This is a genomic window from Shimia sp. CNT1-13L.2, from assembly GCF_024331145.1.
Lineage (GTDB): Bacteria > Pseudomonadota > Alphaproteobacteria > Rhodobacterales > Rhodobacteraceae > Shimia.
Map to the genome: position 1 here is coordinate 22,088 of NZ_JANDJO010000007.1, position 26,757 is coordinate 48,844.

The window sequence follows — 26,757 nt, forward strand, 5'->3', positions numbered from 1 at the left end:
TTTTCTCCGAAATACGAAACTGCATTTCTCACCTGTCCCGCCCGACCATCCCGCCTCTATCCTGCCCGCAACCAACACGAACGAGGCCCCCATGACGGCAATGCGAAAACGCGGCGGACGCAAGGCCCGCATCGCCCAGCGCGCAGCAAAACCCGAAGTCGATCCCTGCCCGCCCGGTCAGCCGGGTGGCCTCTACCGCCCCCTGTCAGACGCCGATCTCAAGCGCATCTATGACGCTGCCCTCACCCTGCTCGACACTCTCGGCATGGGCGAGGTGCCCGCCCGCCTGCGCAGCGATCTTCTGGCCGCAGGCGCACGCGAAAACGGCGCGCGCATCGAATTCCCCCGCGCCCTTGTCGAAGATGCCATCGCCCGCGCCCCGAAACAGTTTGTCCTGCATGGCCGCGATCCCGACCGCAGCATCGAGGTCGGCGGCACATCCGTCCACTTCGGCACCGGCGGCGCGGCGGTCCAGACGCTGGACATCGACACCGGTCTGTACCGCCCCTCGACCCTGGCCGACCTGCACGACTTCACCCGCCTGCAAGACACCCTGCCAAACGTCAGCTGGTTCACCCGCTGCTGCATCGCCACCGATCTGCCCGACCTTCTCGATCTGGATGTGAACACCGCCTATGCGCTGATGAAGAACACCACCAAGCCGGTGGCCACCGCCTTTACCATCGCCGAACATGTCGCCCCGATCGTGCAGTTGTTCGACATCGCCGCCGGCGGCGAAGGCGCCTTTTCCAAACGCCCCTTCGTCAAGGCCCACATCAGCCCCGTCATCTCGCCCCTGCGCTACGGCGAAGACGCGGTCGACGTGGTCTATGAATGTATCCGCCACAATATCCCGATGTCCTGCATCACCGCCGCCCAGGCCGGGGCCACCGCTCCCGCCACGCTGGCCGGGTTCCTCGCCCATTCCCTTGCCGAAACCCTCGCCTCGCTGGTCATGGTCCACGCCATCCAGCCCGGCTACCCGATGGTCTTCTCCAACTGGCCTTTCGTGATTGACCTGCGCAGCGGCGCCTTCTCGGGCGGCGGGGGCGAAACCGCCCTCCTCAACGCCGCCTCGGCCCAGCTCTCCAACTGGCTCGGCCTGCCCTCGGGTGTCGCGGCCTCCATGACCGACGCCAAGGCCATCGACGCCCAATATGGCATGGAAAAAGGCCTCACCTCGCTGGCCGCCGCACTGGCGGGTGGCAACCTGATCTACGAAAGCTCCGGCATGACAGCCGCCCTTCTCGGCGCGAGCTTCGAAGGCTTCATCCTCGACAACGAAATGCACGCCCACACCTACCGCGTCCTGCGCGGTGTCGAAGTCAGCGATGATACCCTCGGCCTCGATGCCATTCGCGACGCGGTTCTCGGCGAGGGCCATTTCCTCGGCCACGCCCAGACCCATGCCGCGATGGAACGCGACTACTACTACCCCGATCTCGCCGACCGGGAAGAGCCGCGCACATGGGCGCAATCCGGTGCGCAATCGGCCTGGGACCGCGCCCGCGACACCGCCCGCCGCATCCTGGCCGACCACCAGCCGCAATACCTCTCGCCCACACAAGACGCCGCCATCCGCGACCGCTTCAACATCCTCTAGCCGGGGCTTTATTCGCCTTCCAAAAGCCGGAACGCATCCGCCAGCCAGGGCATCGCCTCGTGCACCGGCTGGATCGCGTGCAGCGCCAGCAAGGCACGCAGCTTCACATCCACCATCCGCACCACGCTCTCCGAACAATCCTGCGTGGCAAAGACCGAGATATTGCGCGCAAAGCTCTTGCCCGGAAACTCGTGCAACCGCACCCGCCCGTGAAACCGCTTGGCGCGCGCATAAAGCATCGGCGTGGTCACACACCACCCGGCCCCCGCCGCCACCATCGCCATGATCGTCTGGTTGTTCTCGATCTCGAACCGCGTCGGCAACACCCGCTTCATGCGCCGCAACTGCGCCTCGATCTGCCGCCCCATGATCTGGTTCTGCGTATAGCGCAGAAACGGCATCCCCGCCCGCCCCGCCAGACAGTCTTCCGGCGTAACCTCGCTCTGCGCTGGCAGGGCAACCACAAAGGGATCGCGCAACAACGGGTATTCCTGCGCCTCCAGCACCGCATCCGCCGGGCGCATCGCCACCCCGATATCCAGCGCCCGGTTGCGCAGCATCTCCAAAAGCATGTGGCTGTGATCGGTACGGTGCAGAAAGTCACACTTCGGCATCGCCTCCGACAGGAACACCGCCAGCTCCGGCCCGATGTCACTGTCGAAATCCTCGATCATCCCGAGCCTGAGGTGGGTCGCCTCGGTGATATTGCCGGCCGAGGCCTCGGCCCGCGCCCGCCGGATCAGCCGCAGCGCCTCATCCACGTGTTTCAGAAACACGCCCCCCGCCGGCGTCAGCACCATCGGACGTCGCCCATGATCCAGCAATGACACCCCCAACTGCGCCTCCAGCGTCTTGAGGTGATGCGACACCGTGCTCACCGACAATCCGGTCTCGCGCGCCACCGCCTGCAACGATCCCGCCGCCGCTGCCAGTTGGAACAACTCCAGCCCCCGCAGACTCAGATCATCACGCGCCATGCCACTTTTCTCCCGATAGGTTGCCGCCACTCTCGGACACTCCCCGACCCAAGGCAAGCACCCATCCCGCGCTTCAATGCACCGCGAAATACTCCGGGGTGAATGGCCCCGGACCTGCTCCGGGGACAGAGGGGCAGCGCCCCTACCGCCAGCCCTGCGTACGCGCCAAGAGCCCGCGGGCAATCCCCGCATAAAGGCCCCGTGCGGCAAGGTTGGTATAGAAAATCAGCATCCCCATCGCCGCCGCCGGCGCCACGTCGCCCGCGTCATCCATGTTCAGCACCGCAACCGAGGCCAGCGTGGTCTTGGGACTATACAGGAACACCACCGCCGACACCGTCGTCATCGCGTTCACGAAGAGGTAGATCCCGATCTCCAGCGCCGCCGGCAGCGACACCGGCACCGTCACCCGCCAGAACAGCCGCACCACCGGCTGGCCAAGGCTCGCCGAGGCCGCCTCGAACGCCCCGTCCATCTGTTTCAAAGCGGTCACTGCCGTCAGATGCGCCACCGTGTAGAAATGCGCCACGGTACAGATCACGAGGATCGCCATCGTGCCATAAATCCCGCCCAGCGGGTTGCCCGGCGCGTTGAAGAAAAAGATATAGGCCAGCCCCAGCACCATGCCCGGCACCGCCATCGGCATCAGCGCCATCGCCTGCACCGTCCCCCGCGCACGGCCCATGCCCGGTGCCTTCTCGACCAGATAGGCCCCGACAAAGATCAACATCGTGCCCAGCCCCGCCACCAGCACGGCCAGCCGCAGCGAATTCCAATAAGACGCCCAGCCGCCACCATCCACCAAATCAAACCGGAAATGCTGCCATGTCAGGCTGAGATCATAGGGCCAGAACCTGACCAGCGCCGCATACTGGCACACCCCCAGCACCCCGAGGATGAACAGGCTCACTATCCCGCAGTGCAACAGCAGCACACGGTCCCGCCCGCGCGAGGGTGCTGCCACATAAGGCACCGCCCGCTCGCTCAGCGCCGCCACCTGCCGCCGCTGCACGATCCGGTCCACCACGAAAGCCAGCCCCGCCGGGATCAACAGGATCACCGACACAACCGCCCCCATTTCGAAATTCTGCTGGCCGATCACCTGCTTGTAGATATCCACCGCCAACACGTTGAACTGCCCGCCAATCACCTTCGGAAGGCCAAAGTCCGTGATCACCAGGTTGAACACCACGAAGCCAGCCGAGATCAGGCCATACCGTGCCCCCGGCAGCGTCACCGTGCGCAGCATCCGCCCTTTTGACGCCCCAAGCGCCTCTGCCGCCTCGTAAAGCCGCGCATCCGACAGCGACAGGGCCGTCGACAGGATCAGAAAGGCATGCGGAAAGGTAAAGAACACCGAGCCAATCACGATCCCGATTGGCCCATAGATGCTTTCACCCATCAACAGGCCCTTCAGCATCCCCTGATTGCCGAACAGGTAAATCAGCGCGATCCCCGGCAACAGGCTCGGCACCAGAAGCGGCGCCATCGCCACCATCCGGAACAGGCCCCGCCCCCACATCCGGCTGCGCTGCACCGCATAGGCAAACCAGAATGCAAGCGCCACCGTCACCACGGTGCTGATCGTCGCGACAACCAGCGAATTGACGATCGACCCAGCCAGCGCAGGGCTGCTGAAGTACCGCGCGAAATTGCCGAAACCCCGCGCCGCATCGGGCCGGAACTGCACCCGCCGGAAGGCATTCGAATCCACCTCGACCCAATCCGCGCCATGCGGGGCCGACCCGACAAGGAACTGTCCCCCGTTGATCCCGCGCACACGGTACTTCACTGGGCTGCGAAAGCTGAAATCCGGAAACAGCGCCACCGGCGACAGACGCCCATCGCGCCCCGTCACAATGTCACCCTCACTATAGACGCCAAGCGCTGCATTTACTTCGGCTGCGTTCAGGACCGCACCGCCAAAAACACCCGCCTCGTCGCTCACCATGATCTCGAACTTTGACAGGTCGAACCGGTAGGTGGTCATCGATTTGCCAAGGATCGCCCCCAGCGGCAGCACCAGCGCCACCAGCAGGTAAAGCGCCACCACCAGCAGCCCCAATCGCAGCACGGTTTCGTCCCTGAGCCGTGTCACGCGGATGCGCCCCCGAACAGGTGCAGGCGGTGTTCCGGCAGATCAACCTGCACCGCGTCGCCCACGGCAATCCCGCTAATCCCCTGCGCCGGAACATCGGCCACGATCTCCATGCCACGCGCCGCGAACCGGCAGCGCCAAAAGGCGCCGAGGAACTCCATCTCGGACACCTTCGCCCGGATCTGGCCCTGGCCAATCACCACATCCTCGGGCCGGATCGCCGCGACAACCTCCCCCTCGCCCGCGCAGGCCACGTGCTCCTGCCCGATTTCGAGGGTCCCGCCGCTGGCAACCCCCTCCCAACGGTTCATTTCGCCAATGAACTCCGCCACGAAAAGGCTCTTCGGTGCGCCATAAACCTCGGCAGGCGTGCCCACCTGTTCGACCTGCCCCGCGTTCATCACGACTATCCGGTCGGCCATCGCCAGCGCCTCTTCCTGATCATGCGTCACCATGATCGTCGTCACGCCCAGCCGTCGCTGCAATCCCTTGATCTCGTCGCGCAACTGCACCCGTACCTTGGCATCCAGCGCCGACAACGGCTCGTCCAAGAGCAACAGCCCCGGCCCGCGTGCCATCGCCCGCGCCAGCGCCACCCGCTGCTGTTGCCCCCCAGACAGCTGTGCAGGATACTTGCCTGAATGCGCCTGCATCCCGATCAGCGCCAGCATCTCCTCCACCCGCGCCGCATTGACCGCGCGGTGCTTCCGCCCGGTCGGCAGGCCATAGGCAATATTCTGCGAAACCGTGAGATTGGGAAACAGCGCATAAGACTGGAACACGATCCCGCAATCACGCGCCGCAGGTGGCACATCAGAAATGTCCTGCCCCTTGCGCAGAATGCGGCCGCTGCTCTGGCGATCCAGCCCCGCAATCGCCCGCAAAAGGGTGGTCTTGCCACATCCGGACGGCCCCACGAAACAGACAAACTCCCCCTCGCGGACCGACAGCGAGACCTCGCTTAGCGCGGCAAACCCGTCAAACGTCTTGCCCAAGGCCTCAATGTCCAGAAACGTCTCGTCAAATGCCATGTCTGGCCCCATAATTTTGCACCCCTAGACAAACACCAATTTCGCACGAAAATCCAGCTACTTGCCCCTAGACAGATTTAACGAAATCCAAATCCGATTTTCCCGCCTTGACGACGTCCCCAATCCGCTCCACGACTTGCCGAATACAAGACCATGCAAGGAGCATCGCCATGCCAAGCCCACTGATCACCCCCGAAGACATCGCCACCTACCAGCGCGACGGCGTGGTGCTGATCCGCGGCCTCTTTGCCGACCATGTTGACACCTTGCGCAAGGGCGTTGCCCGCAACATGGAAACCCCCGGCCCCTATGCTTCGGAAAACAAGAAAGACGGCGAATCCGGCCGCTTCTTCGACGACTACTGCAACTGGCAGCGCATTCCCGAGTTCGAAGAGGTGATCCGCACCTCTCCCGCCGCAGAAGTCGCCGCCGACCTGATGCAGTCGCAAGAGGTTCAGGTCTTCCACGATCACGTGCTGGTCAAGGAGCCCGGCACCTCGATGGCAACGCCGTGGCACACCGACGGCCCCTACTACTTTGTCGACGGCAAACAGACCGTCAGCTTCTGGTCCCCCCTCGACCCGGTCAAGGACGCCGCCCTGCGCATGGTCGCAGGCTCGCACAACTGGGAAAAACCCGTGCTGCCGATGCGCTGGGTCAGCGAGGAAAGCTACTTCCCGAATGTCGACGATTACATGCCCGTCCCCGACCCGGAGGCCGAGGGCATGACCATTCTGGAATGGCAGATGGAACCCGGCGATGCCGTGGCCTTCAACTACGACATCCTGCACGGCGCACGCGGCAATACCTCGCAAACCCGCCGCCGCGCGTTTTCCCTGCGTCTGGTGGGGGATGATGCCCGCTATGTCGAACGCCCGGGCCGCACCTCGCCTCCCTTCCCCGACCACGACATGCAAGAGGGCCAGCGCCTGCGCGAAGACTGGTTCCCGGTGATCTGGGGCCGCTGAGGCAAAACCCCGCGTTCAAGGGGAAAAAACAAAAAATAAAGGCGCTTCGCCCCCCCGAAGCGCCTTCTTTTTATGAAAAATCACACGAATCCCATTAGCGCCAATTCGTTAACAAACTGTTTCCAAACCCGCAGATCGTTGACGAAGCGGCCCCAACTGCCCCATTATTGCCCTAATTGTACCACCCAATTTCCACATTCTCTAAGCGCGAAAGGCCACTGCCATGGCACGTTCCGAACCAACCCCTTCGAAAACCGCGGACAGCATTGTCGCCCCAACCCGCCAGACCTGGACTGATCTGGTCGCGGCGCTCGGCTGGACCCACGACTTCATCATCTCTGGCACCTATGACCATAACTCGGCCTGGGCCGCCTCCGTTGTCGGCTCGGAAGGTGATGACACCCTCAACATGCTGTCCTCCGTGAACAGCGCCTTTGACGCCCTTGGCGGCAATGATGTTCTCAACGGCAATGGCGGCAACGATGGTGCCCTTGGCGGCGCTGGCAACGATAGCCTCTATGGCGGCCTCGGCATGGACACGCTTTATGGCGGTGCCGACAACGATGTGATCGACGGCGGCGGTGACGATGACGACCTGCGCGGCGATGACGGCCACGATGAAATCCTCGGCGGCGCTGGCAACGATTTCATCGACGGTGGCGAAGGCAACGACGATCTTCATGGCGGTGACGACAACGACATGATGCTTGGCGGCGGCGGCAATGACACCATGAAAGGTGGCAACGGAGACGACGCCATGGCCGGCGGCGCGGGCGACGACAACATGGATGGTGGCGCCGGGGCCGATTGCCTCTTTGGCGAAGACGGCAAAGACACCCTCAAGGGCGGCGGCGGCGATGACCTGCTGCTCGGCGGCGACGGACGTGACCGCCTGCTTGGCGGCACCGGCAATGACGAGATGTTCGGCGAAGCCGGCGATGATGTGATGCGCGGCGGCCGTGACAACGACACCATGGTTGGTGGCGCCGGCAACGACAAGATGTCGGGCAACGACGAAAACGACGACCTCTTCGGCGGCGCGGGCCACGACCAGCTTTACGGTGGACGCGGTGACGACTTTGCCTCGGGTGGCGACGGTGACGACCTGATCAAGGGCGATGACGGCAACGACACCCTGCGCGGCGAACGCGGTAATGACACCATCCACGGTGGTGACGGCGATGATGTCGCTTATGGCCGCAAGGGCGATGACTACCTGACCGGTGCCAGCGGCGCGGACATCCTGAACGGTGGTGACGGCAACGACACCATCCGTGGCGGCGTTGGCGATGACACCCTGATGGGCGGCGCGGGAGGAGACAGCTTCGTCTTCTTCGACACCATCAACAACGGCCACGACACTGTGAAAGACTTCAACGTGGAAGAAGACGTCATCCGCGTACACGAGCCGACGCTCTTCGTTGGTGTCCAAACAGCAGATGGCCTGGAAATGACCCTCGATGGCACGATCAAGTTCCTGCTCGAAGGCCTGACACTCGCTGATTTCGAACTGATCCAGTACGATTTTATCTAATCCGGATCAAACAACGCAAAAGGGCCGCCCAATCCGGGCGGCCCTTTTTCTATGTGCCGTTGGAACGATCAGCCCTTGTTAAGCTGATCCTTGACCATCGGGCCCACCTGGCCGAAATCCATCTGGCCGGTGTACTTGCTTTTCAGTACGCCCATGATCTTGCCCATATCGCGGATCGAACTTGCGCCGATCTCGGCAATCGCGGCGTCGATGGCAGCAATGATCTCGCCATCATCAAGCTTCTTGGGCAGGAATTCCTCGATCACGGTGATCTCGTTCAATTCCCGCTCCGCAAGGTCCAGACGCCCGCCCTCTTCATATGTCCGCGCGCTCTCCTGGCGCTGCTTGACCATCTTCGACAGGATCCCCAGAACCTCGTCGTCTCCGACGCTGCCCTCGTCACCATTGCCCCGTGCCGCAATGTCACGATCCTTGATCGCGGCAGTCACAAGACGCAGGGTCGACAGCCTGTCAGCCGCCCGATCCCGCATCGCCTGTTTAAGTGCGGTATTGATGTCGTCTCGCAATGTCATGGCATCGCCCGTTTGCTGATAATCATGAAGCCGGGAACATATATAAAGCGCGGTTTCGAAGCAAGCACCGCGCGATTTTGCCAAGTTATTGTTTTTAAAAGAAAACCATTTTTTTCTCTCCCTTGACGCTGCGCCCGCCTCGACATAGTTTCCCGACAATTTGTCAGCCGGAGAGTCGCCCCATGGTCCAGGATCCCAACGCCAAACCCACAGCCTGCCTTGCCCTTGCAGATGGCACCGTCTTCTACGGACGCGGTTTCGGGGCCACCGGTGACACCGTTGCAGAGCTCTGCTTCAACACCGCCATGACCGGCTACCAGGAGATCATGACCGACCCGTCCTACGCGGGCCAGATCGTGACATTCACCTTCCCCCACATCGGCAACACCGGCGTCACCCCCGAGGATGACGAGACCGGCGATCCGGTTGCCGCGGGCATGGTTGTCAAATGGGACCCGACCCAACCCTCCAACTGGCGCTCGGTTGACACGCTGAACAATTGGCTGGCAGCCCGCGGCCGCATCGCCATCGGCGGTGTCGACACCCGCCGCCTGACCCGCGCCATCCGCCAGCAAGGTGCGCCGCACGTCGCACTGGCACACGATCCCGAAGGCAACTTCGACACCGAGGCGCTGATCGCCAAGGCCCGCGCCTTCTCGGGTCTCGAAGGTCTCGACCTCGCCAAGGACGTCACCTGCGCCCAATCCTACCGCTGGGACGAAATGCGCTGGGCATGGCCCGACGGCTACCCGCGTCAGGAAGCGCCCAAGCACAAGGTTGTCGCCCTCGACTTCGGCGCCAAGCGCAACATCCTGCGCTGCCTCGCCTCAGCCGGCTGTGACGTCACCGTCCTGCCCGCCACCGCCACCGCAGACGAGATCCTGGCCCACAGCCCCGATGGCGTCTTCCTGTCGAACGGCCCCGGCGATCCGGCGGCCACCGGCGAATACGCCGTGCCGATGATCCAGGACATTCTGAAAACCGACCTGCCCGTCTTCGGCATCTGCCTCGGCCACCAGATGCTGGCCCTGGCGCTGGGTGCCAAGACCGTCAAGATGAACCACGGCCACCACGGTGCGAACCACCCGGTCAAGGATCACGAAACCGGCAAGGTCGAGATCACCTCGATGAACCACGGGTTTGCCGTCGATGCGCAATCCCTGCCCGAAGGTGTCGTGGAAACCCACGTCTCGTTGTTTGACGGCTCCAACTGCGGCATCCGCATCGCCGACCGCCCGGTCTTCTCGGTCCAGCACCACCCCGAGGCCTCGCCCGGCCCGCAGGACAGCTTCTACCTCTTCGAAAAATTCGCCGCCGCCATGGACGCCCGCAGCGCCTGAGCCCCGGCAAAATCGAAACACGAAAAGGCCCCGCATTGCGCGGGGCCTTCTTCGTTTGCACGTCACTCGTGCCGTCGATCCGAGACGGCCCCCTACTCGCTGCTCATCCCCGCGATCATCGCGGCAAGTGCAACCAGGTGGATCAGCATGATCGCGCGGTCGTTCCAAAGCACGCCGACAACAAACCACCCCAGCACCCCCACAAGGAACAGGTAGAGGTTCCACGGGGTCCAGCCGAACCCTGTCGCGGTATAGCCGATGATCTGGATGACAGACGCCCCCCACTTTACCCAGAACGCCAGCTGATCCTTGCCCCTACCGGGCAACAAAACCTCAGACGGCACGCGTCAGCCCCCCGTCGATACGCAGGTTCTGCCCGGTCATGTATCCACCGCCCTCGGACGCGAGCCATGAGATCAGCGAAGACACCTCCCCCGCCTTTCCATACCGCCCCATCGGAATGCGGCTGCGGCGGTCTTCGCTTTCGGGCAGGCTGTCGATAAAGCCGGGCAGCACGTTGTTCATCCGGATGTTGTCAGCCGCGTATTTGTCGGCAAACAGCTTGGCAAAGGCCGCAAGTCCGGCACGAAACACACCCGACGTCGGGAACAGCGGATCGGGCTCAAAAGCGGCAAAGGTCGATATGTTGATAACCGCGCCGCCCCCCTGCGCCTGCATGATCGGCGTCACGAGGCGCGTCGGCCGGATCACGTTCATCAGGTAGACCTCCATCCCCTGATGCCAGTCCTCATCCGACATCTCCAAAACACCGCCCTTGGGGCCATGCCCGGCCGAGTTCACCAGAACATCGACACGCCCCCAACGTTCCATTGCCCCCTCGACCAGCGCACCAAGATCCGCCCCCGAAAGGTTCGAGCCGGTAACGCCGAACCCTCCAAGTTCCGTGCCAAGAGCCTCGCCCTTGCCCGACGAAGACAAAACGCCAACCCGGAAGCCATCCGCCGCCAATCGACGCGCTGCATCCGCCCCCATTCCAGAGCCACCCGCCGTCACAAGCGCTACTTTTTCTACAGTCATTACTGCCTCCATCACCATTCTGAATGCAACATAGAAACGCATGGCTCACTTCTGTAGTCAGATTTGACGAAACCTAACTGTAGATTTACTACTGTCTTATGAAAAACCTTCCACCCCTGAACGGGCTTCGGGCCTTTGAAGCAGCCGGCCGTCATCTCACCTTTCAGGCCGCCGCCCAGGAACTCGACGTCACACAGGGCGCGGTGGCCCAGCAGGTGCGCGCGCTGGAAGCACAGCTTGGGGTCCAGCTGTTTGACCGCCACTCAAAAGGCCTGACTTTCACCGCTGCCGGACGCGGCTACCACGCGCAGGTGCAAGCCGCCTTCGCCACGCTGCGCGAGGCCACGGAAACCCTGCTGCCCGAGGCCGACAAGGTCCTGATCAGCGTGACACCGACATTCGCGTCGAAATGGCTGATCCCCAACCTGCCCGACTTCAGCGAACGACACCCCGACATCGACCTCAGGATCGTCGCAACCGAAAAGGTCTCGAGCTTCCATGCGGACGGGATCGACCTCGCCGTCCGGCAGGGCAATCCCCCGTTCGGCGCAAGCCTCGATGCCCACCTCCTGTTCAAACAGGAGATCATCGCCGTCGCCGCGCCGGAACTCGTCAACAAGATCTCGCCGGACATGGACGCGCTCGCCAGCCTGCCAAGGATTCACGACGCCCACAGTCTCTGGCCAAAGTTTCTCGGCAACGCCCCCTCCAAACACGATGCGCTTCACGGCCTCCAGCTCAGCCAGACAGCCCTTGCCATCGACGCCGCGATCTCGGGTCAGGGCGTCGCACTGGCAAGCCGGTTTCTCCTGCGCAAAGAGATCGAAGCAGGCAATCTCGTACAGGTCGTTCCCGAGGTCATGACAGGCGACTCCGATTTCTATCTCCTCGTCCGCCGTGACACCCGCAAAAGACCCGCCGTTGCCGCGGTGATTGAATGGATGACACAGGCCTCAGCGCCCCACGGGCAACACCCACGGCCAACTTAAGACCCTGTTAACCAAGGCCCGCCAAAATCCCCCGCGGATCGACCTATGGGGGACAGGCCGTGAGTGAACCGTTATTGCGCCTGACAGATGCGCGTCCTGCCGCTCCGGCGGGGACAATGTCCCTTGGTCTGCGTCTGCTCAAATCCGGCCTTCTGGCCCCCTGGCAACTCTTCCATGCCCGCGAGCGTCTGCCGCTCTGGGATGCCACCCTGATGGAAATCCTCGCCGCCCGCGGCTGGCTTTCGCCCGAGGCAAGACGCGACCTGCTGTCCCGCCAGCTCGACATGCAGGCCGTCGATCTCTCCGAAACGCCGCCCGACCCCAATCTCGCCCATCTCCTGCCCGCCACCTTCTGCCTGCGCCACAACGTGATCCCATGGCAGAGCCTGGGCGGCCTCCTGATCCTCGCCACCGGCGCCCCCGAACGTCTGGCCGCCGCGCTGGCCCTCCTGCCAGAAGCGCAATCCGCCCCGCTCAAGGGCGCGCTGATCGCCGTCGCCACCCCGGGTCAGGTCGAAACCGCGACCCTTGATACCCACCGCCCGACACTCGCCCAACAGGCCGAAACCCGCACCGCCCCGGCCTACAGCTGCCGCAACTGGCACCACAGCCGCCAACGCAGCCGCATCATCTGGGCGACACTGGTCCTCTTCACCTGCCTGATCCTGCTCGCCCCCTCCGCGGTTTTCTCGGCCCTCACGGTCTTTGCGGCGCTCTCCCTCGTTGCCGTTTCGGTCATGAAGATCGCCGCCTTCATGGCCTGTGCCCCACCGCACCCCGCGCCCCCGCTCCAAGGCCCCTTGCCGCGCATCTCTGTGATGGTGCCACTGTTTCGCGAAAAAGAAGTGGCGCAGGTTCTCGTGAACCGCCTGAGCCGCCTGACCTACCCCGAGGCCCTGCTTGACGTGCTGCTGGTGCTCGAAGCCCATGACGACACCACGCAAGCCGCACTCAAACATACCACTCTGCCGCGTTGGATTCGGGTCGTTACCGTTCCGGCAGGATCGGGCCTCACCACCAAACCGCGCGCGCTGAACTATGCTCTGGATTTCTGCAAGGGCGACATCATCGGCATCTGGGACGCCGAAGACGCCCCCGCCCCGGACCAGCTCGAAACCGTCGCCAACCACTTCGCCGCCGCCCCGCCAGAGGTGGTCTGCCTGCAAGGCATCCTCGACTACTACAATCCCTACACCAACTGGATCGCCCGCTGCTTCACCATCGAATACGCCACGTGGTTCCGAACCGTCCTGCCCGGCCTCGCCCGCCTCGGATTTGCGGTGCCACTGGGCGGCACCACCCTGTTCCTGCGTCGCCGCGCAATCGAAGCCCTTGGCGGCTGGGACGCCCACAACGTCACCGAAGACGCCGACCTTGGCATGCGCATTGCCCGCTTCGGCTGGCGCACGGAACTCATCCCCACGGTTACACAGGAAGAAGCCAACTGCCAACCGCTGGCCTGGGTCCGCCAAAGATCACGCTGGCTCAAGGGCTACATGGTGACATGGCTCGTGCACATGCGCGCGCCCTTGCGTCTCCTGCGCGACGTCGGCCCGCGCCAGTTCCTTGGTATGCAACTGGTCTTTGCCTGCACCCTGTCCCAGTTCCTGCTCGCCCCGCTGATCTGGTTGTTCTGGCTGGGCCTGATCGGTGTCTCGCCACCGTTCGAAAGCGCCCTGCCCCCCGGCACCGCCGCCCTGTTTCTCGGCTTTGGCATGGTCAACGCGCTGATCTCTTTGCGGTCGATTTCAGGCCAGGGCCGAAACGCGCTCATCCCCTGGGTCTTTGCAATGGTGGCCTATTTCCCGATGGCCACGCTCGCCGCCTACAAGGCCCTGTTCGAACTGCTGTTCATTCCCTTCTATTGGGACAAGACGGCCCACGGAAAAACCCACGAAGGCACCAGCGCCACAGCCCCCTGACTTCCAACTAAATTGGTATGTAGAAATTTCTAAATTCTGGACATTTCTCACAAACCATTCCTCATGTCATTCCGGTCTCGACCCCAAAGGAGACCGCCATGACCCGCCGACCGATGTTCACCCTCTTCTATCTCGCCACCTTCCTGCAGGCAGGAGCTTATGGCCTGACCTTCATGCTGCCCCGTCTGTTCGAAACCTTCGGAGCCAACGAAAAGGTGGTGGGCACAATGCTGGCCCTCACCGCCGTCGCCACGCTGCTTGCCGTCTACTACGCAGGGCACCTCTCCGACCGCCTCGGCCATATGCGCACCCTCGGCCTTGCCTGCCTCGTGATCGCGGTCGCCCTCGTGCTCTACGCCACCGCAACCCATGTCGGCCTGCTTGTCGTGCTGGCAAGCATGTGCCTCGGTGCGGGCTGGGGCCTGACCTACGCGCTCTCGCCCGTGGCTCTGACCCGCGTGGTGCCTGATCACGACCGTGTCCGCTTTTTCGCCCTCCTGTCCGTTGCGGTCATGGCAGGCTTTGGCCTCTCCCCCGTTCTCGCAGCCCTGTTCGAAACCGCAGGCCTCAGCCTCTCCGACGCCTTCCACGTCACCGCCCTGCTCTGCGCCCTTGCCGGCCTGATGTTCTTCGCGCTCACACCCGCCATCCGCGCCCATACTCTGGGCGAGGTGCAACAGGCCACGGCCCGCCTATCTCCCGGGGCCGTGGCCAGCATCCTGAAATCCCCGGCCCGCCTGCCCGTCATCATGGTTTGCATCGGCGCCAGTGTTTTTGCAGGGATGAACAACTTCCAGACCGTCTTTGCCGACGAACGCGGCCTGGACTATGCCGACTATTTCCTGGCCTATACCGCCACCGTCGTTGTGTTCCGTCTGGTGCTGGCCCGCTTCAAGGGCGGCGACACGCCCTACCTTACGATTGCCGCCCTGCAATACTTGATGTGCGCCGCCGTCGCCCTGTTCCTATTTGTCGAAACCCTGCCGCTCTACCTGCTGACGGCCTTCCTCTTCGGCATCGGCTATGGCGTCAGCTATCCGATCCTTGCAGCGATGGCCGCCAACGACGCCGACAAGACGCTGGTCCCGCAGACCTTGCAGCTCTTTGCTTTCACCTATTTCATCGGCATCTTCGGCTTTCCGCTGGTCGCGGGCTGGATGATCGTGGAAATGGGTGCATCGGCCCTGCTTGTCCTGCTGACCGCCCTTGCCTTTCTGGAAGCCACGATGGCCCTGCGACGGGCCTTCAAATGCCGCGCCGTGGCACTGCAATCCTGACACTTTAAAAGACCGCTCGAAGGCCGTCCTTACCCGTCCGTGTTTTCCTGCTTGAGGCGGGTCACGAAGGCCTTCGAGATGTGATCCTTGAGCGCCTTGTACGCCCCATCCTCATCCTTGGCCTCGATCGCGTTCACGATGGCCGCATGTTCGACCAGCGTGTCCTCGCTGCGTCCTTCGGCGGCAATCGACGTGGTCGCCATCAGCGCCATCGACCGGTGCACGAGGTCAAGCTGCTGCACGAGATAGCGGTTGTGCGAAGCCAGGTGGATCTGCTTGTGAAAGCGGCGGTTCGCCCGCGACAGGGCCGACGGGTCATTCACCAGCGCCTTGTCCTCTTCCACCATGTCGCGCAACACCCGCACCTCTTCCGGCGTCGCGTGTTTCGCCGCCAGCCGCGCCGCCAGTCCTTCAAGCTCGGTACGCACGACGTAAAGCTCGGCCATCTGGTTGTGATCCAGCGACGACACGATCAGGCTCCGCCCGTCCCGCGCCAGAAGGGATTGCGTCTCAAGCCGTTGCAACGCCTCGCGGATCGGTGTCCGCGACACCCCGAACCGCTCTGCCAGATCGCTTTCGACCAAACGGTCGCCGGGCTTGAACACGCCCACGTCAATAGCTCCCAGGATCAGCGAATACGCATCCTTGTTCGGCGATTTTCCTTGCGACATGATTTCTCCCCGTATGCGCTCTTGCAGGCGCTGACACACGAGCCTATGCCACGCGCGTGCCGATAATCAACCCCGCCATTGCACGCAGCCCCTCTCGGACCTATTTTGCCCCCATGCCGAAACAAGCCTTCTCGCACGTGACCACCTGGGTCTTTGACCTCGACAACACGCTCTACCCGCCCCACGCACGACTGTTCGACCAGATCGAGGTGCGGATGACCGACTACGTGATGAACGCTCTCGGCGTCGACCGGCCCAAGGCCAACCACCTGCGCAAACACTACTGGGCGGAATACGGCACCACCCTTGCCGGTCTGATGCGCGAACATGATGTCGACCCCGCCCCCTATCTTGTGGACGTTCACGACATCTCCTTTGCCGAACTGGAAAAAGACCCCCACCTCGCCGCGCAAATCAAGGCCCTGCCGGGACGGCGCATCGTCTATACCAACGGCACCGCGCCCTATGCCGAACAGGTGCTGAACGCACGTGGTCTCGACGGGTTGTTCGATGCGGTTTATGGCGTTGAACACGCAGGCTACCTGCCCAAACCGGAACGCGCCGCCTTTGAAGCGGTGTTCAAACTCGACGGTGTCACCACCGAAACCGCCGCCATGTTCGAAGACGATCCGCGCAACCTCAAGGCGCCGCACGAGATGGGCATGAAAACCGTGCACGTGGCCCCCGATCCGCATGACGCAGACCACATTCACCACCACACTGACGACCTGCCCGACTTCCTGTCGAAACTGACCTGAATCAGGGTCAACCCATGCACACTTTCTAATCTGCGCATATATTAATTCATTTATGCGAATATGTATTGATTTTCCCGCCGCAGTGCAGCATGACACGGGGTCACACCCCCTTGGATTCGCAGCGCCCATCGCTATCTGCCGAGACAGGGAACCACACTCGACAGGAGAAACGCGCATGAGCCTTACCGACACCAACCCCGTCATCGAAACCACCGAAGACACCCACCACGACGAAGTCATCTCCAAGTCCGGCCTGGCCATGATCTACGCCGTTCTGGCCGCCGTCGTTGCCGCTTGGGGCTCGGCTGTCTATGCCTTCGGCATTCCCGGCCTCTACATGCCTGCCGTGGCCCTTGTTCCGGTCATCTGGGTCATCCTGCTGATCATCTCGCGCGGTTAATCACCGACGCAGGGCAAGGCGTCATTCCGCCCCTTGGAACCCCGGGCCACCAGCGCTAGATTGCGCCCAAGGCCCGGAGAACCAATGAGGCGCCCATGACGGCTACATCCCAAACCGATATCCTGATCTCTGGTGGCGGCATCGCCGGTCTGACCGCAGCCGCCGCCTTTGCAAGCGCCGGATTTTCCGTGCAATGCGTCGATCCGGCCCCGCCGATCACCGAACGCGACGCCGCAGGCTCCGACCTGCGCACCACCGCCTTCCTGCAACCCGCCCGCGCCCTGCTTGACGAAGCAGGCCTCTGGGAACGCCTCGCGCCCCACGCGGCCCCGCTTCAGATCATGCGCATCGTCGATGCAGGCGGCGAAGTTCCCGAACCGCGCACCGTCAAGGATTTCAACGCCACCGACATCTCCGACCTGCCGTTCGGCTGGAACCTGCCAAACTGGCTCCTGCGCCGTGAAATGCTGGCCCGCCTCCAAGAGATGGACAATGTCGACCTGCGGCTTGGCACCGCGACCACCACGCTCTTCACCCGCACCGACGAAGCCCGCGTCACCCTCACCGACGGCAGCCGCACCACGGCCCGTCTCGTGATTGCCGCCGATGGCCGCAATTCGCCCATGCGCGAGGCCGCAGGCATCAAGGTCCACACCACCCGCTATGGTCAAAAGGCGCTGGCTTTCGCCGTCACCCACCCGATCCCGCACGAGAACGTCTCGACCGAGATCCACCGCTCGGGCGGCCCCTTCACCCTCGTGCCCCTGCCCGACTACCAGGGCAAACCCTCCTCGGCGCTGGTCTGGATGGAACGCGGTCCCCGCGCCGAAGAGCTGTTCAACATGGACGTGGCCGATTTCGAACGCGAAATGACCGAGCGCAGCTGCTCCCTGTTCGGCCCGCTCACACTGGCCTCGCGCCGCACCATCTGGCCGATCATCTCGCAATCCGCCGAAAGCCTCTACGGCGAACGCCTCGCACTGGTGGCCGAAGCCGCCCACGTGGTGCCGCCCATCGGCGCGCAGGGTCTCAACATGTCCCTCGGCGACATGCGCATCCTTCTGGACCTCGCCAAGGCCAGCCCCGCCGAGCTCGGCAGCCGCCAGATGCTCGAAACCTACCACCGCAAACGCTTCACCGAGGTCAAACTGCGGGTCAAGGGCATCGACATGCTGAACCGCGCCTCAATGGTCGAAACCCCCGCCCTGCGCGACGCCCGCGCGATGGGTCTCAACGCGCTCTACTCGCTGGCACCGGTGCGCAAGACGCTGATGCAGATGGGTCTCGGAGCGCGCTGACCGGATGCGCCGCCTGACAACGTTCTTCAAGGGCCACTGGCAGCTGACCCTGCTCTGCGCCCTTGTCTTCGTCCTCTGGCCCTCCGACCTCGTCTATCCGCTGCGCCTGCTCATCGTCTTCCTGCACGAACTCTCCCACGCCATCGCCACCATCCTCACCGGCGGCAGCGTGGTCGATTTCTCGGTCAACGCCCACGAAGGCGGCCATGTCATGTCGCGAGGCGGCAATCGCTTCATCACCCTCAGCGCCGGCTATGTCGGCTCTCTCCTGATCGGCATCACACTGCTCCTGACCGCCGTACGCACGCGCCTCGATCGCACCGCTCTTGCCACGCTTGGCGCGGCCATGCTGCTTGTCACCCTGCTCTATATCCGCGAACCCTTTGCCATCGGCTTCTGCGCACCCACCGGCACCCTGATGCTCCTGACCGCCCGCTACCTGCCGCACGACATCAACGACCTCGTGCTGCGCATCATCGGCCTCACCAGCATGATCTACGTGCCCTACGATATCTTCTCCGACACCATCGCCCGCGCCCACCTGCGCTCCGATGCCCGGATGCTGGCCGAAGAGATCGGCGGCACCACCACCTTCTGGGGCCTCCTGTGGCTCGCCATCAGCCTCGCGGCCATTTTCACAAGCCTGCGCTATGGCCTCGGGGCGAACAGCAACGTGCAGATCCGCCTGCGCAGGGGTTAACCTTCCGAAAAGCCGCACGCCGCCTTAATCCGGCAAATTCGCAATCCCGCACCGTCGCGATACCGATAAAATACCGACGTAAAACCGACGGCCCGTTTCCAAGCCGCCGGTCGCTTTAACACATTGATTCGGTTGCAGGTTTTACAGAACCTTGTCCAAAACCGCCTGCAAACGCCCAAGCGTCGCGTCGACATCATACAATTTGTCGAGACCAAAGAGACCAAGGCGGAAGGTCATGAACCCTTCCGGCTCGTCGCAGGCCAGCGGCACACCGGCGGCAATCTGCATGCCCTCGGCCACGAACTTCGAGCCGTTCTGCACACCCGGATCGCTGGTATAGCTCACCACGACACCAGGAGCGCCAAACCCTTCTGCTGCAACGCTTTTGATGCCTTTCTCGGCAAGCATCGCCCGCACACCATTGCCCAGCGCCCATTGCGCATCCCGCAACTTGTCGAACCCGTATTCCTTGGTTTCCGCCATCGTGTCACGGAACGCCCGCAGCGCATCTGTCGGCATGGTCGCATGATAGGCATGGCCGCCGTTCTCATAGGCCATCATGATCGAGTGCCACTTCTTGAGGTCAATGGCAAAGCTGTCCGAAGTGGTCTCTTCCATCTTCGCCAGCGCCGCCTCCGACATCATCACAAGCCCCGCCGACGGCGACGCCGACCAGCCCTTCTGCGGCGCCGAACACAGCACATCCACCCCCAGCGCCTTCATGTCGACCCAGACACATCCGCTGGCGATACAATCCAGCACCATCAACGCGCCAACCTCATGCGCGGCCTCGGCCATCGCCTTGATGTAGTCGTCCGGCAGGATCACACCGGCCGAAGTCTCAACGTGCGGAGCAAAGACCACATCCGGCTTAACGTCCTGAATTTTCGCAACAACTTCCTCGATTGGCGCAGGTGTAAAAGGCGCGGTCACGTCATTGCCCGTCTGGCGCGCCTTCATCACCGTGCTTTCCGCCGCAAAGGCGCCCGCCTCGAAAATCTGGCTCCAGCGGTACGAGAACCAACCGTTGCGCACCACCAGCGTCTTGGCATCGCGTGCAAACTGACGCGCCACGGCTTCCATGCCATAGGTGCCACCGCCGGGGATCAGCGCCACCGCATCGGCATTGTACACCTCTTTCAGCATCCCCGAGATATCCCGCATCACCTGCTGGAACGCCTGGCTCATGTGGTTCAGCGAACGGTCGGTGAAAACAACCGAAAACTCCTCGAGACCCGTCGGGTCGATATCCTTCAAAAGCGCCATGACGGCCTCCCTTTTCTTCTGTCGGCCAGTATCGCTAGCCGGTTCAATCCGTTTTGGCAAAGTCTACTTTTGCATACTGTTCAAGACGTGCAGGCAGTTCACCACAACCTGAGATTAGGCAGGTTTTCAAAGGCGATTTACGAACAATGGCGACAAAAACTGCCCCCGTTTCCGCCATTCTGCCACATCACAATGGCCCCGGCCTGCGTTCTTCGCTCAGCAGCACATTCGCCTCAACGTCGCCCACCCCGGGCAATGTCATCACCCGCCGCCGCAGAACCCGTTCAAAATCCGCAATATCCCGCGCTGTCACCCGCAGGCGATAGTCATACATGCCCAGCACGTGCTCGACCGTCTGCACCTCCGGGATTGCCGTCACCGCCCGTTCGAAATCCTCAAGCGACACCCGCCCCTTGGTGGCCAGTTTGACGCCCAGAAACACGGTAACCCCAAAGCCCAGCTTCTCGGCATCCAGATCCAGCTTGCGCCCCGCGATCACCCCGGCATCCTTGAGCCGCTTGATCCGCCGCCACGTGGCCGGCTGGCTCAGCCCGAACCGCCGCCCCAGCGCCCCCGCCGACTGGGTCGCATCCTCGGCCAGCGCCTTCAAAAGCCCGCGATCCACCTCGTCCAGTTCCATCATATCGGCAGGGTCTCCTCGGCCTTGATCGCGGCCACCTGCATCAGCGCCTCGATATCCGCGATATGCGGCAGGGTCAGGATGTGGCGGCGATAGATGTCCTGATAGTGTGACATGTCCCGCGCGATCACCGAAAGCCGCACGTCCACACGGCCCAGAAAGGTCTGGATTTCGATCACCTCACCAATCTCGCGCGCAGCGGCCAGAAATTCGTCAAACGCCCGCGGATTGGTCTTGTCGAGAGTCACCCGAAGGCTCACCTCCACCGCATAGCCAAGCGCCCGCCAGTTGATCACCGCACGCTGCCCCCGCAAAACCTTCATCTCTTGCAGTTTATCTATCCGTCGCCCCAATCGCGACGAGGTCATCCCCAGCCGATCCGCCAGATCCGGCAGCGACATGTCGGGATCGGCCTGCATCTGGCGTAGTATGCGTCTATCGAGATCATCAAGCATGAATCTTTCACTAAACGAATTTTTCACGAATGACTATCACAATACTGGATGAATTTTCATTCAAAGCGCATCTCGCCTTCCCTGTTGGTACGGGTATAGTGCCCGCCAGACATACAACAAAGGGAGCGCCGACATGCGCGTTTACTACGATCGCGATTGCGACATTAACCTGATCAAAGACAAGAAAGTGGCCATCCTGGGCTACGGTTCGCAAGGCCACGCACACGCGCTGAACCTGCGTGACTCGGGCGCCAAGAACCTTGTCGTTGCTCTGCGCGAAGGCTCGCCCTCGGCCAAGAAAGCAGAAGGCGAAGGCCTCCAGGTCATGGGTATCGCCGAAGCGGCCGCATGGTGCGACGTCATCATGTTCACCATGCCCGACGAACTTCAGGCAGAAACCTACAAGAAATACGTCCACGACAACATCAAGCCGGGCGCAGCCATCGCATTCGCCCACGGCCTGAACGTGCACTTCGGCCTGATCGAGCCGAAAGAAGGCGTTGACGTGATCATGATGGCCCCCAAAGGCCCCGGTCACACCGTACGCGGGGAATACACCAAAGGCGGCGGCGTTCCCTGCCTCGTAGCCGTTCACACCGACGCAACCGGCAAGGCGCTGGAAATCGGCCTGTCTTACTGCTCGGCCATCGGTGGCGGCCGCTCGGGCATCATCGAAACCAACTTCCGCGAAGAGTGCGAAACCGACCTGTTCGGCGAACAAGCCGTTCTCTGCGGTGGTCTGGTTGAACTGATCCGCTGCGGTTTCGAAACCCTGGTCGAAGCCGGCTACGCGCCCGAGATGGCCTACTTCGAATGTCTGCACGAGGTGAAGCTGATCGTTGACCTGATCTATGAAGGCGGCATCGCCAACATGGACTACTCGATCTCGAACACTGCAGAATACGGCCAGTACGTCACCGGCCCGCGCATCCTGAAGTACGACGAAACCAAAGCCCGCATGAAAGCGGTTCTGGAAGACATCCAGCAGGGTAAATTCGTCCGCGACTTCATGCTGGAAAACCAGGTTGGCCAGCCGACCCTCAAGGCATCGCGTCGCGCCAACGACGAGCACCTGATCGAAGAAACCGGCGCCAAGCTGCGCGGCATGATGCCGTGGATCTCGGCCGGCAAAATGGTCGACAAAGAAAAGAACTAAGTCTCTACCGGACAACGGTTATCAGGGGCGTCCTTCGGGGCGCCCCTTCGCGTTTGCCGCTCTGCACGGGCGCACAGGCCGGGCGCAGCTCCTGCACATTGCAAATCCCCCGCCGCCACCACACATCAGCGCCATGACCCAATATGACATCAACGTCAGACAGGGTCTGCCCACCGAAATGCAGACCCTGCTTCGGGAGTATCCGCGCGATGACTGGCCGGATCACCCGAATCTCGCCGCGTCCACCCGCAACTGGCTGGGGGCGCATTCCTCCTTCCGCCAACTGGCGGCCATCCTGCAAAGTGACACACAGCAGGTGATCGACAAGACCCTCGCACAGGAAGACCACGCCAAACGCCTGTCACGCTTTGGAAATCTTCTGGTCCACAACCTGCATGGGCATCACCACTGGGAAGACCACAGCTTCTTTCCCGAACTGGAAGAGGCTGATCCCAGGTTTACGCGCGGGTTGGAAATGCTCGAGACAGACCACCATGAGATGGACGGTCTGCTTGAAAACCTGACGGGAACAGCCAACCGCTATCTCAAGCTGTTGCACCTCTCCCCGACGGACGCAGAGCGCGAACTGTCGGCGCTGGAAACGCACACCGGCGGCATCGACCGCTTCCTCACCCGTCACCTGACGGACGAAGAAGATCTCGTGGTGCCGATCCTCTTGCATCACCGCCTGCGTGGCTGATCTTTGTCCCCCCTTGACCCCGACCGCGCGTCGGGGTCTTGTCAGCCGCGAGAGAGGGACATGACAGAACAACCGAACATCACCCGCGCAAGCTGGCTCATGGTGGCCACGCTGGGCCTCGTCTGGGGCTCGACATTCCTCGTGATCGAAATGGCCCTCGAAGGCATCACCCCCTTCTGGCTCGCGGCAGGCCGCATCGGGTTTGCCACGCTTCTGATGGTCGCGGTCTGGGGCCTGCGCGGATGGAAACTCTTTGCCACCCCCGCACCCCGCGCCTGGCCCACCGTCGTGGTGGTCGGTGCCCTCAGCTCCGCCATCCCCTTCATGCTGCTCAGTTGGGGCCAGCAATACGTCACCTCCGGCTTTGCCGGCGTCTCGATGGCCGCGGTCGCCCTTCTGGTCCTGCCGCTGGCGCATTTCCTCGTCCCCGGCGAACACCTCACCCTGCGCAAGGGGCTGGGCTTCGTGATGGGCTTTGTCGGTGTTGTCGTCCTGATCGGCGGCAATGCTTTCGAAAGCACCGGCGCCGCCCTGGAAACCTTCGGTCGCCTCGCCTGCGTCGCCGCGGCAAGCTGCTATGCGCTCAGCTCCGTGCTGGTCCGCCGCCTGCCACCGGTAGACCCCATCGGCCTTGCCACGATGCTCTTGGTGCTGGGCTCCGCCATCGTGATCCCCGCGGCCTGGCTGGTCGAAGGCCCTCCCCCAATGCCCTCGCGGGAAACGCTTGCCATTCTCGCCGTGCTGGGCCTGATCCCGACCGCCGGTGCCAATCTCCTGCGCGTCCTCGTGATCCGCAGCGCAGGCCCGACCTTCATGAGCCTCACCAACTACCAGGTGCCAATCTGGTCCGTGGTCCTTGGCGCGCTGATCCTTGGCGAACCTTTACCCGCCAGCCTGCTCATGGCGCTTGCCCTCATCCTCGGCGGCGTCGGCCTCAGCCAATACGGTGCGCTGACCCGCCTGTTCCGGGGCTGAGCGCTTCTTCTTGGAAAAATACCCCGGGGGTGCGGGGGCAGCGCCCCCGCGTTCACCTCAAAGTGCGGCTTCGACGGCATCCACCACGGAATCCACTGTTTTCTCAAGCAAAACAGCATCTTCGCATTCCGCCATCACCCGCACCAAGGGTTCGGTTCCGGATTTCCGGATCAACAGACGGCCCTGCCCGTTCAGCGCATGTTCCGCAGCCGCAATAGCCGCCTTCACGTCATCGGTCTCCAGCGGCGTCTGACCTACGCCATAGCGCACGTTCTTGAGCATCTGGGGAACGGTTTCAAAACTGCGGGTCAGGCTCGACGCCGGTTGCCCGGTTTCCGCCATCGCCGCCAGAAACTGCAAACCCGCCATCAACCCATCACCGGTGGTGGCATAGTCGGTCATCACGATATGACCCGACTGTTCACCCCCAAGGTTGAAGCCGCCCTTGCGCATGGCCTCCACCACATACCGGTCGCCCACAGCAGTCCGCTCAAGCCGCAGCCCCTTGCCTTCAAGGAACCGTTCCAGCCCGAGGTTCGACATCACCGTCGCCACCAAGGCCCCGCCTTTCAACCGGCCGTCTTGCGCCCAGCGATCCGCCAAAAGGGCCATGATCTGGTCGCCGTCGGCCACCTGCCCATTCTCATCGATGATCATCACCCGATCGGCGTCACCATCCAGAGATATCCCGACATCCGCCCCATGCGCCACAACCGCCTCGGCTGCGGTGGCCGGGTGGGTCGATCCGCAGCCGCGGTTGATATTGAGACCATCCGGCGAAGTCCCCACGGGGATCACCTCGGCCCCCAGTTCCCAAAGCGCCTCGGGGGCCGCGCGATAGGCCGCGCCATTGGCACAGTCGATCACCACTTTCATGCCCTTCAGCGGCACCGCCCGCGTCAAAGAGGATTTGACCCGCTCGATATAGCGGAACCGGCCATCGTCGATCCGCTTGGCGCCGCCAATATTCTTGGCCTGCACCGGCTCGACCCCGCTCTCGATCAGCGCCTCAATCTCGGCTTCGGCCTCGTCGGACAGCTTGAACCCATCCGGGCCGAAAAACTTGATCCCGTTGTCTTCTGCCGGGTTATGGCTGGCCGAGATCATCACCCCAAGATCGGCCCGCATCGAAGAGGTCAGCAACCCGACCGCCGGTGTCGGCACCGGTCCAAGCAACAGCACGTTCATCCCCGTCGAGGTCAGACCCGCCGTCAGCGCGTTTTCGAACATATAGCCCGACAGGCGCGTGTCCTTGCCGATCACCACACGGTGGTTGTTCTGGCCATCGTTGCGGAAATACCGCCCCACCGCCGCGCCGATGCGCAGCGCCATCTCGGCGGTCATCGGATAGATATTGGCGGTGCCGCGCACCCCGTCGGTGCCAAAGAACTTACGCCCCATCGTACACTCCTGTCGTCGCAGCCTGCCAAAGCTGCAGGGCCTGCCGTGTCTCTTCCACATCATGCACCCGCACGATCTGCGCGCCCTGGGCGTACCCTTCCAGCGCCACCGCCAGTGACCCGCCCAGGCGTTTCTCCGGGTCCGGCGCATTGCCGATCACCTTGATGAACCCCTTGCGGCTTGCACCCAGAAGAACCGCGCATCCCAGCGAATGGAACAGGCTCAAACGGGCCAGCAGCGCAAGGTTGTGCGCCAACGTTTTGCCAAACCCGATGCCTGGGTCGACAACGATCTGATCCCGACTCATGCCAAGCCCTTCAAGCATCTCGATCTGCCCCTCAAGGAAGTCGTAGATGTCCAGAAGCACGTCATCATAGGTCGGGTTGTCCTGCATCGTCTGCGGATCGCCCTGCGCGTGCATCACGCAGACCGGCGCCCCCAGTTGGGCACACAACGGGGCAAGCGCGGCATCAAAGGTAAAGCCAGCCACGTCATTCACCATCAAGGCCCCTGCCGCCAGCGCCGACTTTGCCACCGATGCCTTGCGGGTATCGATACTGATCGGCACATCCATCACGGCGGACAGGGCCGAGATCACAGGCGTGGTGCGCTGGATTTCCTCAAGCATCGGGATTTCAACGGCACCGGGGCGCGTGCTTTCACCACCGATATCAATCAGCGTTGCCCCCTCGGCCACCATCTCGCGTGCTCGCGCCACCGCCTGTTCGGGATCATTGTGCAGCCCGCCGTCGGAAAAGCTGTCCGGCGTCACGTTCAGGATGCCCATGATCTGCGGTTGCGTCAGGTCCATGGACCCGATCGCAGCCCGCGGCGCGGTGATCGCCGCCAGCGCCTCTTCAGGCACCTGCGCGGCCGCAACGATGCGTGGGGCCGCATCGCGGCTCAGGATTTCAACATGGGTGAACCAGGTCCAGCCACCGGCCAGCGTCAACGCCTCATCGGGCCGCGCGGCATCGGTTTGTGGGATCGCACGATAATAAATCTTCATATCTGTTGAATGGGCCTT

General features: G+C 62.9%; 26 protein-coding genes. 14 read left to right on the forward strand and 12 right to left on the reverse strand.

The window, feature by feature from the left end; translation table 11 throughout:
* Positions 1–91 precede the first annotated feature (91 nt).
* Positions 92–1,603 carry a trimethylamine methyltransferase family protein gene (locus tag NNA36_RS14780; RefSeq protein ID WP_255108387.1) on the forward strand — a complete coding sequence of 504 codons (1,512 nt, stop codon included), beginning with the start codon at positions 92–94 and terminating at the stop codon, positions 1,601–1,603.
* Positions 1,604–1,611: 8 nt separating this feature from the next.
* Here NNA36_RS14780 and NNA36_RS14785 read toward each other — a convergent pair whose 3' ends face one another.
* The 3 genes from NNA36_RS14785 to NNA36_RS14795 all read right to left on the reverse strand — a co-directional run bounded on the left by NNA36_RS14785 (position 1,612) and on the right by NNA36_RS14795 (position 5,709).
* Positions 1,612–2,580, reverse strand: coding sequence for a LysR family transcriptional regulator (locus NNA36_RS14785; protein WP_255108389.1), 969 nt, complete (start codon positions 2,578–2,580; stop codon positions 1,612–1,614).
* A 142-nt stretch (positions 2,581–2,722) separates the two neighbouring features.
* A complete protein-coding gene (locus NNA36_RS14790) occupies positions 2,723–4,678 on the reverse strand; it encodes a putative 2-aminoethylphosphonate ABC transporter permease subunit (protein WP_255108391.1) in 1,956 nt (651 codons plus the stop codon).
* Complete coding sequence (locus tag NNA36_RS14795; RefSeq protein WP_255108393.1) at positions 4,675–5,709, reverse strand: putative 2-aminoethylphosphonate ABC transporter ATP-binding protein; 1,035 nt, start codon at positions 5,707–5,709, stop codon at positions 4,675–4,677. The genes NNA36_RS14790 and NNA36_RS14795 overlap by 4 nt, the downstream gene beginning before the upstream one ends.
* 170 nt (positions 5,710–5,879) lie before the next feature.
* Here NNA36_RS14795 and NNA36_RS14800 point away from each other — a divergent pair, with 170 nt between their 5' ends.
* Together NNA36_RS14800 and NNA36_RS14805 are read left to right on the forward strand one after the other, a co-directional pair.
* The gene (locus NNA36_RS14800) at positions 5,880–6,677 is read left to right on the forward strand and encodes a phytanoyl-CoA dioxygenase family protein (RefSeq protein ID WP_255108395.1); all 798 of its coding nucleotides are present in this window, start codon (positions 5,880–5,882) and stop codon (positions 6,675–6,677) included.
* 223 nt (positions 6,678–6,900) lie between these two features.
* Positions 6,901–8,211: a calcium-binding protein gene (locus NNA36_RS14805; RefSeq protein ID WP_255108397.1), complete on the forward strand. Its 1,311-nt coding sequence runs from the start codon at positions 6,901–6,903 to the stop codon at positions 8,209–8,211.
* 68 nt (positions 8,212–8,279) lie between these two features.
* Here the strand turns inward: NNA36_RS14805 and NNA36_RS14810 are convergent, their stop codons facing one another.
* A complete protein-coding gene (locus NNA36_RS14810) occupies positions 8,280–8,744 on the reverse strand; it encodes a GatB/YqeY domain-containing protein (protein ID WP_255108399.1) in 465 nt (154 codons plus the stop codon).
* A gap of 182 nt (positions 8,745–8,926) precedes the next feature.
* On the opposite strand from NNA36_RS14810, the gene carA reads away from it, so the two are divergent.
* Complete coding sequence (gene carA, locus NNA36_RS14815; protein WP_255108401.1) at positions 8,927–10,084, forward strand: glutamine-hydrolyzing carbamoyl-phosphate synthase small subunit; 1,158 nt, start codon at positions 8,927–8,929, stop codon at positions 10,082–10,084.
* A gap of 92 nt (positions 10,085–10,176) precedes the next feature.
* Here the strand turns inward: carA and NNA36_RS14820 are convergent, their stop codons facing one another.
* Positions 10,177–10,428: a DUF6552 family protein gene (locus NNA36_RS14820; RefSeq protein ID WP_255108403.1), complete on the reverse strand. Its 252-nt coding sequence runs from the start codon at positions 10,426–10,428 to the stop codon at positions 10,177–10,179.
* Positions 10,418–11,122, reverse strand: a complete 705-nt coding sequence (locus NNA36_RS14825) for an SDR family oxidoreductase (RefSeq protein WP_255108405.1) — start codon at positions 11,120–11,122, stop codon at positions 10,418–10,420. Before NNA36_RS14825 ends, NNA36_RS14820 begins: the two co-directional genes overlap by 11 nt.
* Before the next feature lie 98 nt (positions 11,123–11,220).
* On the opposite strand from NNA36_RS14825, the gene NNA36_RS14830 reads away from it, so the two are divergent.
* From NNA36_RS14830 to NNA36_RS14840, 3 genes are all read left to right on the forward strand, one after another.
* On the forward strand, positions 11,221–12,111 hold the full coding sequence (locus tag NNA36_RS14830; RefSeq protein WP_255108407.1) for a LysR substrate-binding domain-containing protein: 891 nt from the start codon (positions 11,221–11,223) through the stop codon (positions 12,109–12,111).
* A gap of 59 nt (positions 12,112–12,170) precedes the next feature.
* Positions 12,171–14,033 carry a glycosyltransferase family 2 protein gene (locus tag NNA36_RS14835; RefSeq protein WP_255108409.1) on the forward strand — a complete coding sequence of 621 codons (1,863 nt, stop codon included), beginning with the start codon at positions 12,171–12,173 and terminating at the stop codon, positions 14,031–14,033.
* A gap of 98 nt (positions 14,034–14,131) precedes the next feature.
* A complete protein-coding gene (locus NNA36_RS14840; protein ID WP_255108412.1) occupies positions 14,132–15,310 on the forward strand; it encodes an MFS transporter in 1,179 nt (392 codons plus the stop codon).
* Between the two features lie 29 nt (positions 15,311–15,339).
* Here the strand turns inward: NNA36_RS14840 and NNA36_RS14845 are convergent, their stop codons facing one another.
* Positions 15,340–15,981: a GntR family transcriptional regulator gene (locus NNA36_RS14845; RefSeq protein ID WP_255108414.1), complete on the reverse strand. Its 642-nt coding sequence runs from the start codon at positions 15,979–15,981 to the stop codon at positions 15,340–15,342.
* A 113-nt stretch (positions 15,982–16,094) separates the two neighbouring features.
* Here NNA36_RS14845 and NNA36_RS14850 point away from each other — a divergent pair, with 113 nt between their 5' ends.
* From NNA36_RS14850 to NNA36_RS14865, 4 genes are all read left to right on the forward strand, one after another.
* Entirely contained in the window at positions 16,095–16,739 is a 645-nt protein-coding gene (locus tag NNA36_RS14850; RefSeq protein ID WP_255108416.1) for a pyrimidine 5'-nucleotidase, read from the forward strand.
* 175 nt (positions 16,740–16,914) lie between these two features.
* Positions 16,915–17,139 carry a hypothetical protein gene (locus NNA36_RS14855; protein WP_255108418.1) on the forward strand — a complete coding sequence of 75 codons (225 nt, stop codon included), beginning with the start codon at positions 16,915–16,917 and terminating at the stop codon, positions 17,137–17,139.
* 95 nt (positions 17,140–17,234) lie between these two features.
* Positions 17,235–18,437: a UbiH/UbiF family hydroxylase gene (locus tag NNA36_RS14860; RefSeq protein ID WP_255108420.1), complete on the forward strand. Its 1,203-nt coding sequence runs from the start codon at positions 17,235–17,237 to the stop codon at positions 18,435–18,437.
* A 4-nt stretch (positions 18,438–18,441) separates the two neighbouring features.
* Positions 18,442–19,137, forward strand: coding sequence for a M50 family metallopeptidase (locus NNA36_RS14865; protein WP_255108422.1), 696 nt, complete (start codon positions 18,442–18,444; stop codon positions 19,135–19,137).
* 141 nt (positions 19,138–19,278) lie between these two features.
* On the opposite strand, the gene NNA36_RS14870 is transcribed toward NNA36_RS14865, so the two are convergent.
* From NNA36_RS14870 to NNA36_RS14880, 3 genes are all read right to left on the reverse strand, one after another.
* Entirely contained in the window at positions 19,279–20,403 is a 1,125-nt protein-coding gene (locus tag NNA36_RS14870; protein ID WP_255108424.1) for an aminotransferase class V-fold PLP-dependent enzyme, read from the reverse strand.
* Positions 20,404–20,590: 187 nt separating this feature from the next.
* Positions 20,591–21,046, reverse strand: coding sequence for an Lrp/AsnC family transcriptional regulator (locus NNA36_RS14875; RefSeq protein WP_255108425.1), 456 nt, complete (start codon positions 21,044–21,046; stop codon positions 20,591–20,593).
* Positions 21,043–21,498, reverse strand: a complete 456-nt coding sequence (locus NNA36_RS14880; RefSeq protein ID WP_255108427.1) for an Lrp/AsnC family transcriptional regulator — start codon at positions 21,496–21,498, stop codon at positions 21,043–21,045. The genes NNA36_RS14875 and NNA36_RS14880 overlap by 4 nt, the downstream gene beginning before the upstream one ends.
* Positions 21,499–21,631: 133 nt before the next feature.
* Here NNA36_RS14880 and ilvC point away from each other — a divergent pair, with 133 nt between their 5' ends.
* The 3 genes from ilvC (at position 21,632) to NNA36_RS14895 (ending at position 24,329) form a co-directional block, all read left to right on the forward strand.
* The gene (ilvC, locus tag NNA36_RS14885; protein WP_255108429.1) at positions 21,632–22,654 is read left to right on the forward strand and encodes a ketol-acid reductoisomerase; all 1,023 of its coding nucleotides are present in this window, start codon (positions 21,632–21,634) and stop codon (positions 22,652–22,654) included.
* 133 nt (positions 22,655–22,787) lie between these two features.
* Positions 22,788–23,354 (forward strand): hemerythrin domain-containing protein, encoded by a 567-nt coding sequence (locus NNA36_RS14890; protein WP_255108431.1) that lies wholly within the window; start codon positions 22,788–22,790, stop codon positions 23,352–23,354.
* 60 nt (positions 23,355–23,414) lie between these two features.
* Complete coding sequence (locus NNA36_RS14895; RefSeq protein WP_255108433.1) at positions 23,415–24,329, forward strand: DMT family transporter; 915 nt, start codon at positions 23,415–23,417, stop codon at positions 24,327–24,329.
* 57 nt (positions 24,330–24,386) lie between these two features.
* Here NNA36_RS14895 and glmM read toward each other — a convergent pair whose 3' ends face one another.
* Together glmM and folP are read right to left on the reverse strand one after the other, a co-directional pair.
* Positions 24,387–25,730: a phosphoglucosamine mutase gene (glmM, locus tag NNA36_RS14900; protein ID WP_255108436.1), complete on the reverse strand. Its 1,344-nt coding sequence runs from the start codon at positions 25,728–25,730 to the stop codon at positions 24,387–24,389.
* A complete protein-coding gene (folP, locus tag NNA36_RS14905) occupies positions 25,720–26,739 on the reverse strand; it encodes a dihydropteroate synthase (protein WP_255108439.1) in 1,020 nt (339 codons plus the stop codon). The genes glmM and folP overlap by 11 nt, the downstream gene beginning before the upstream one ends.
* Between the last annotated feature and the right edge of the window lie 18 nt (positions 26,740–26,757).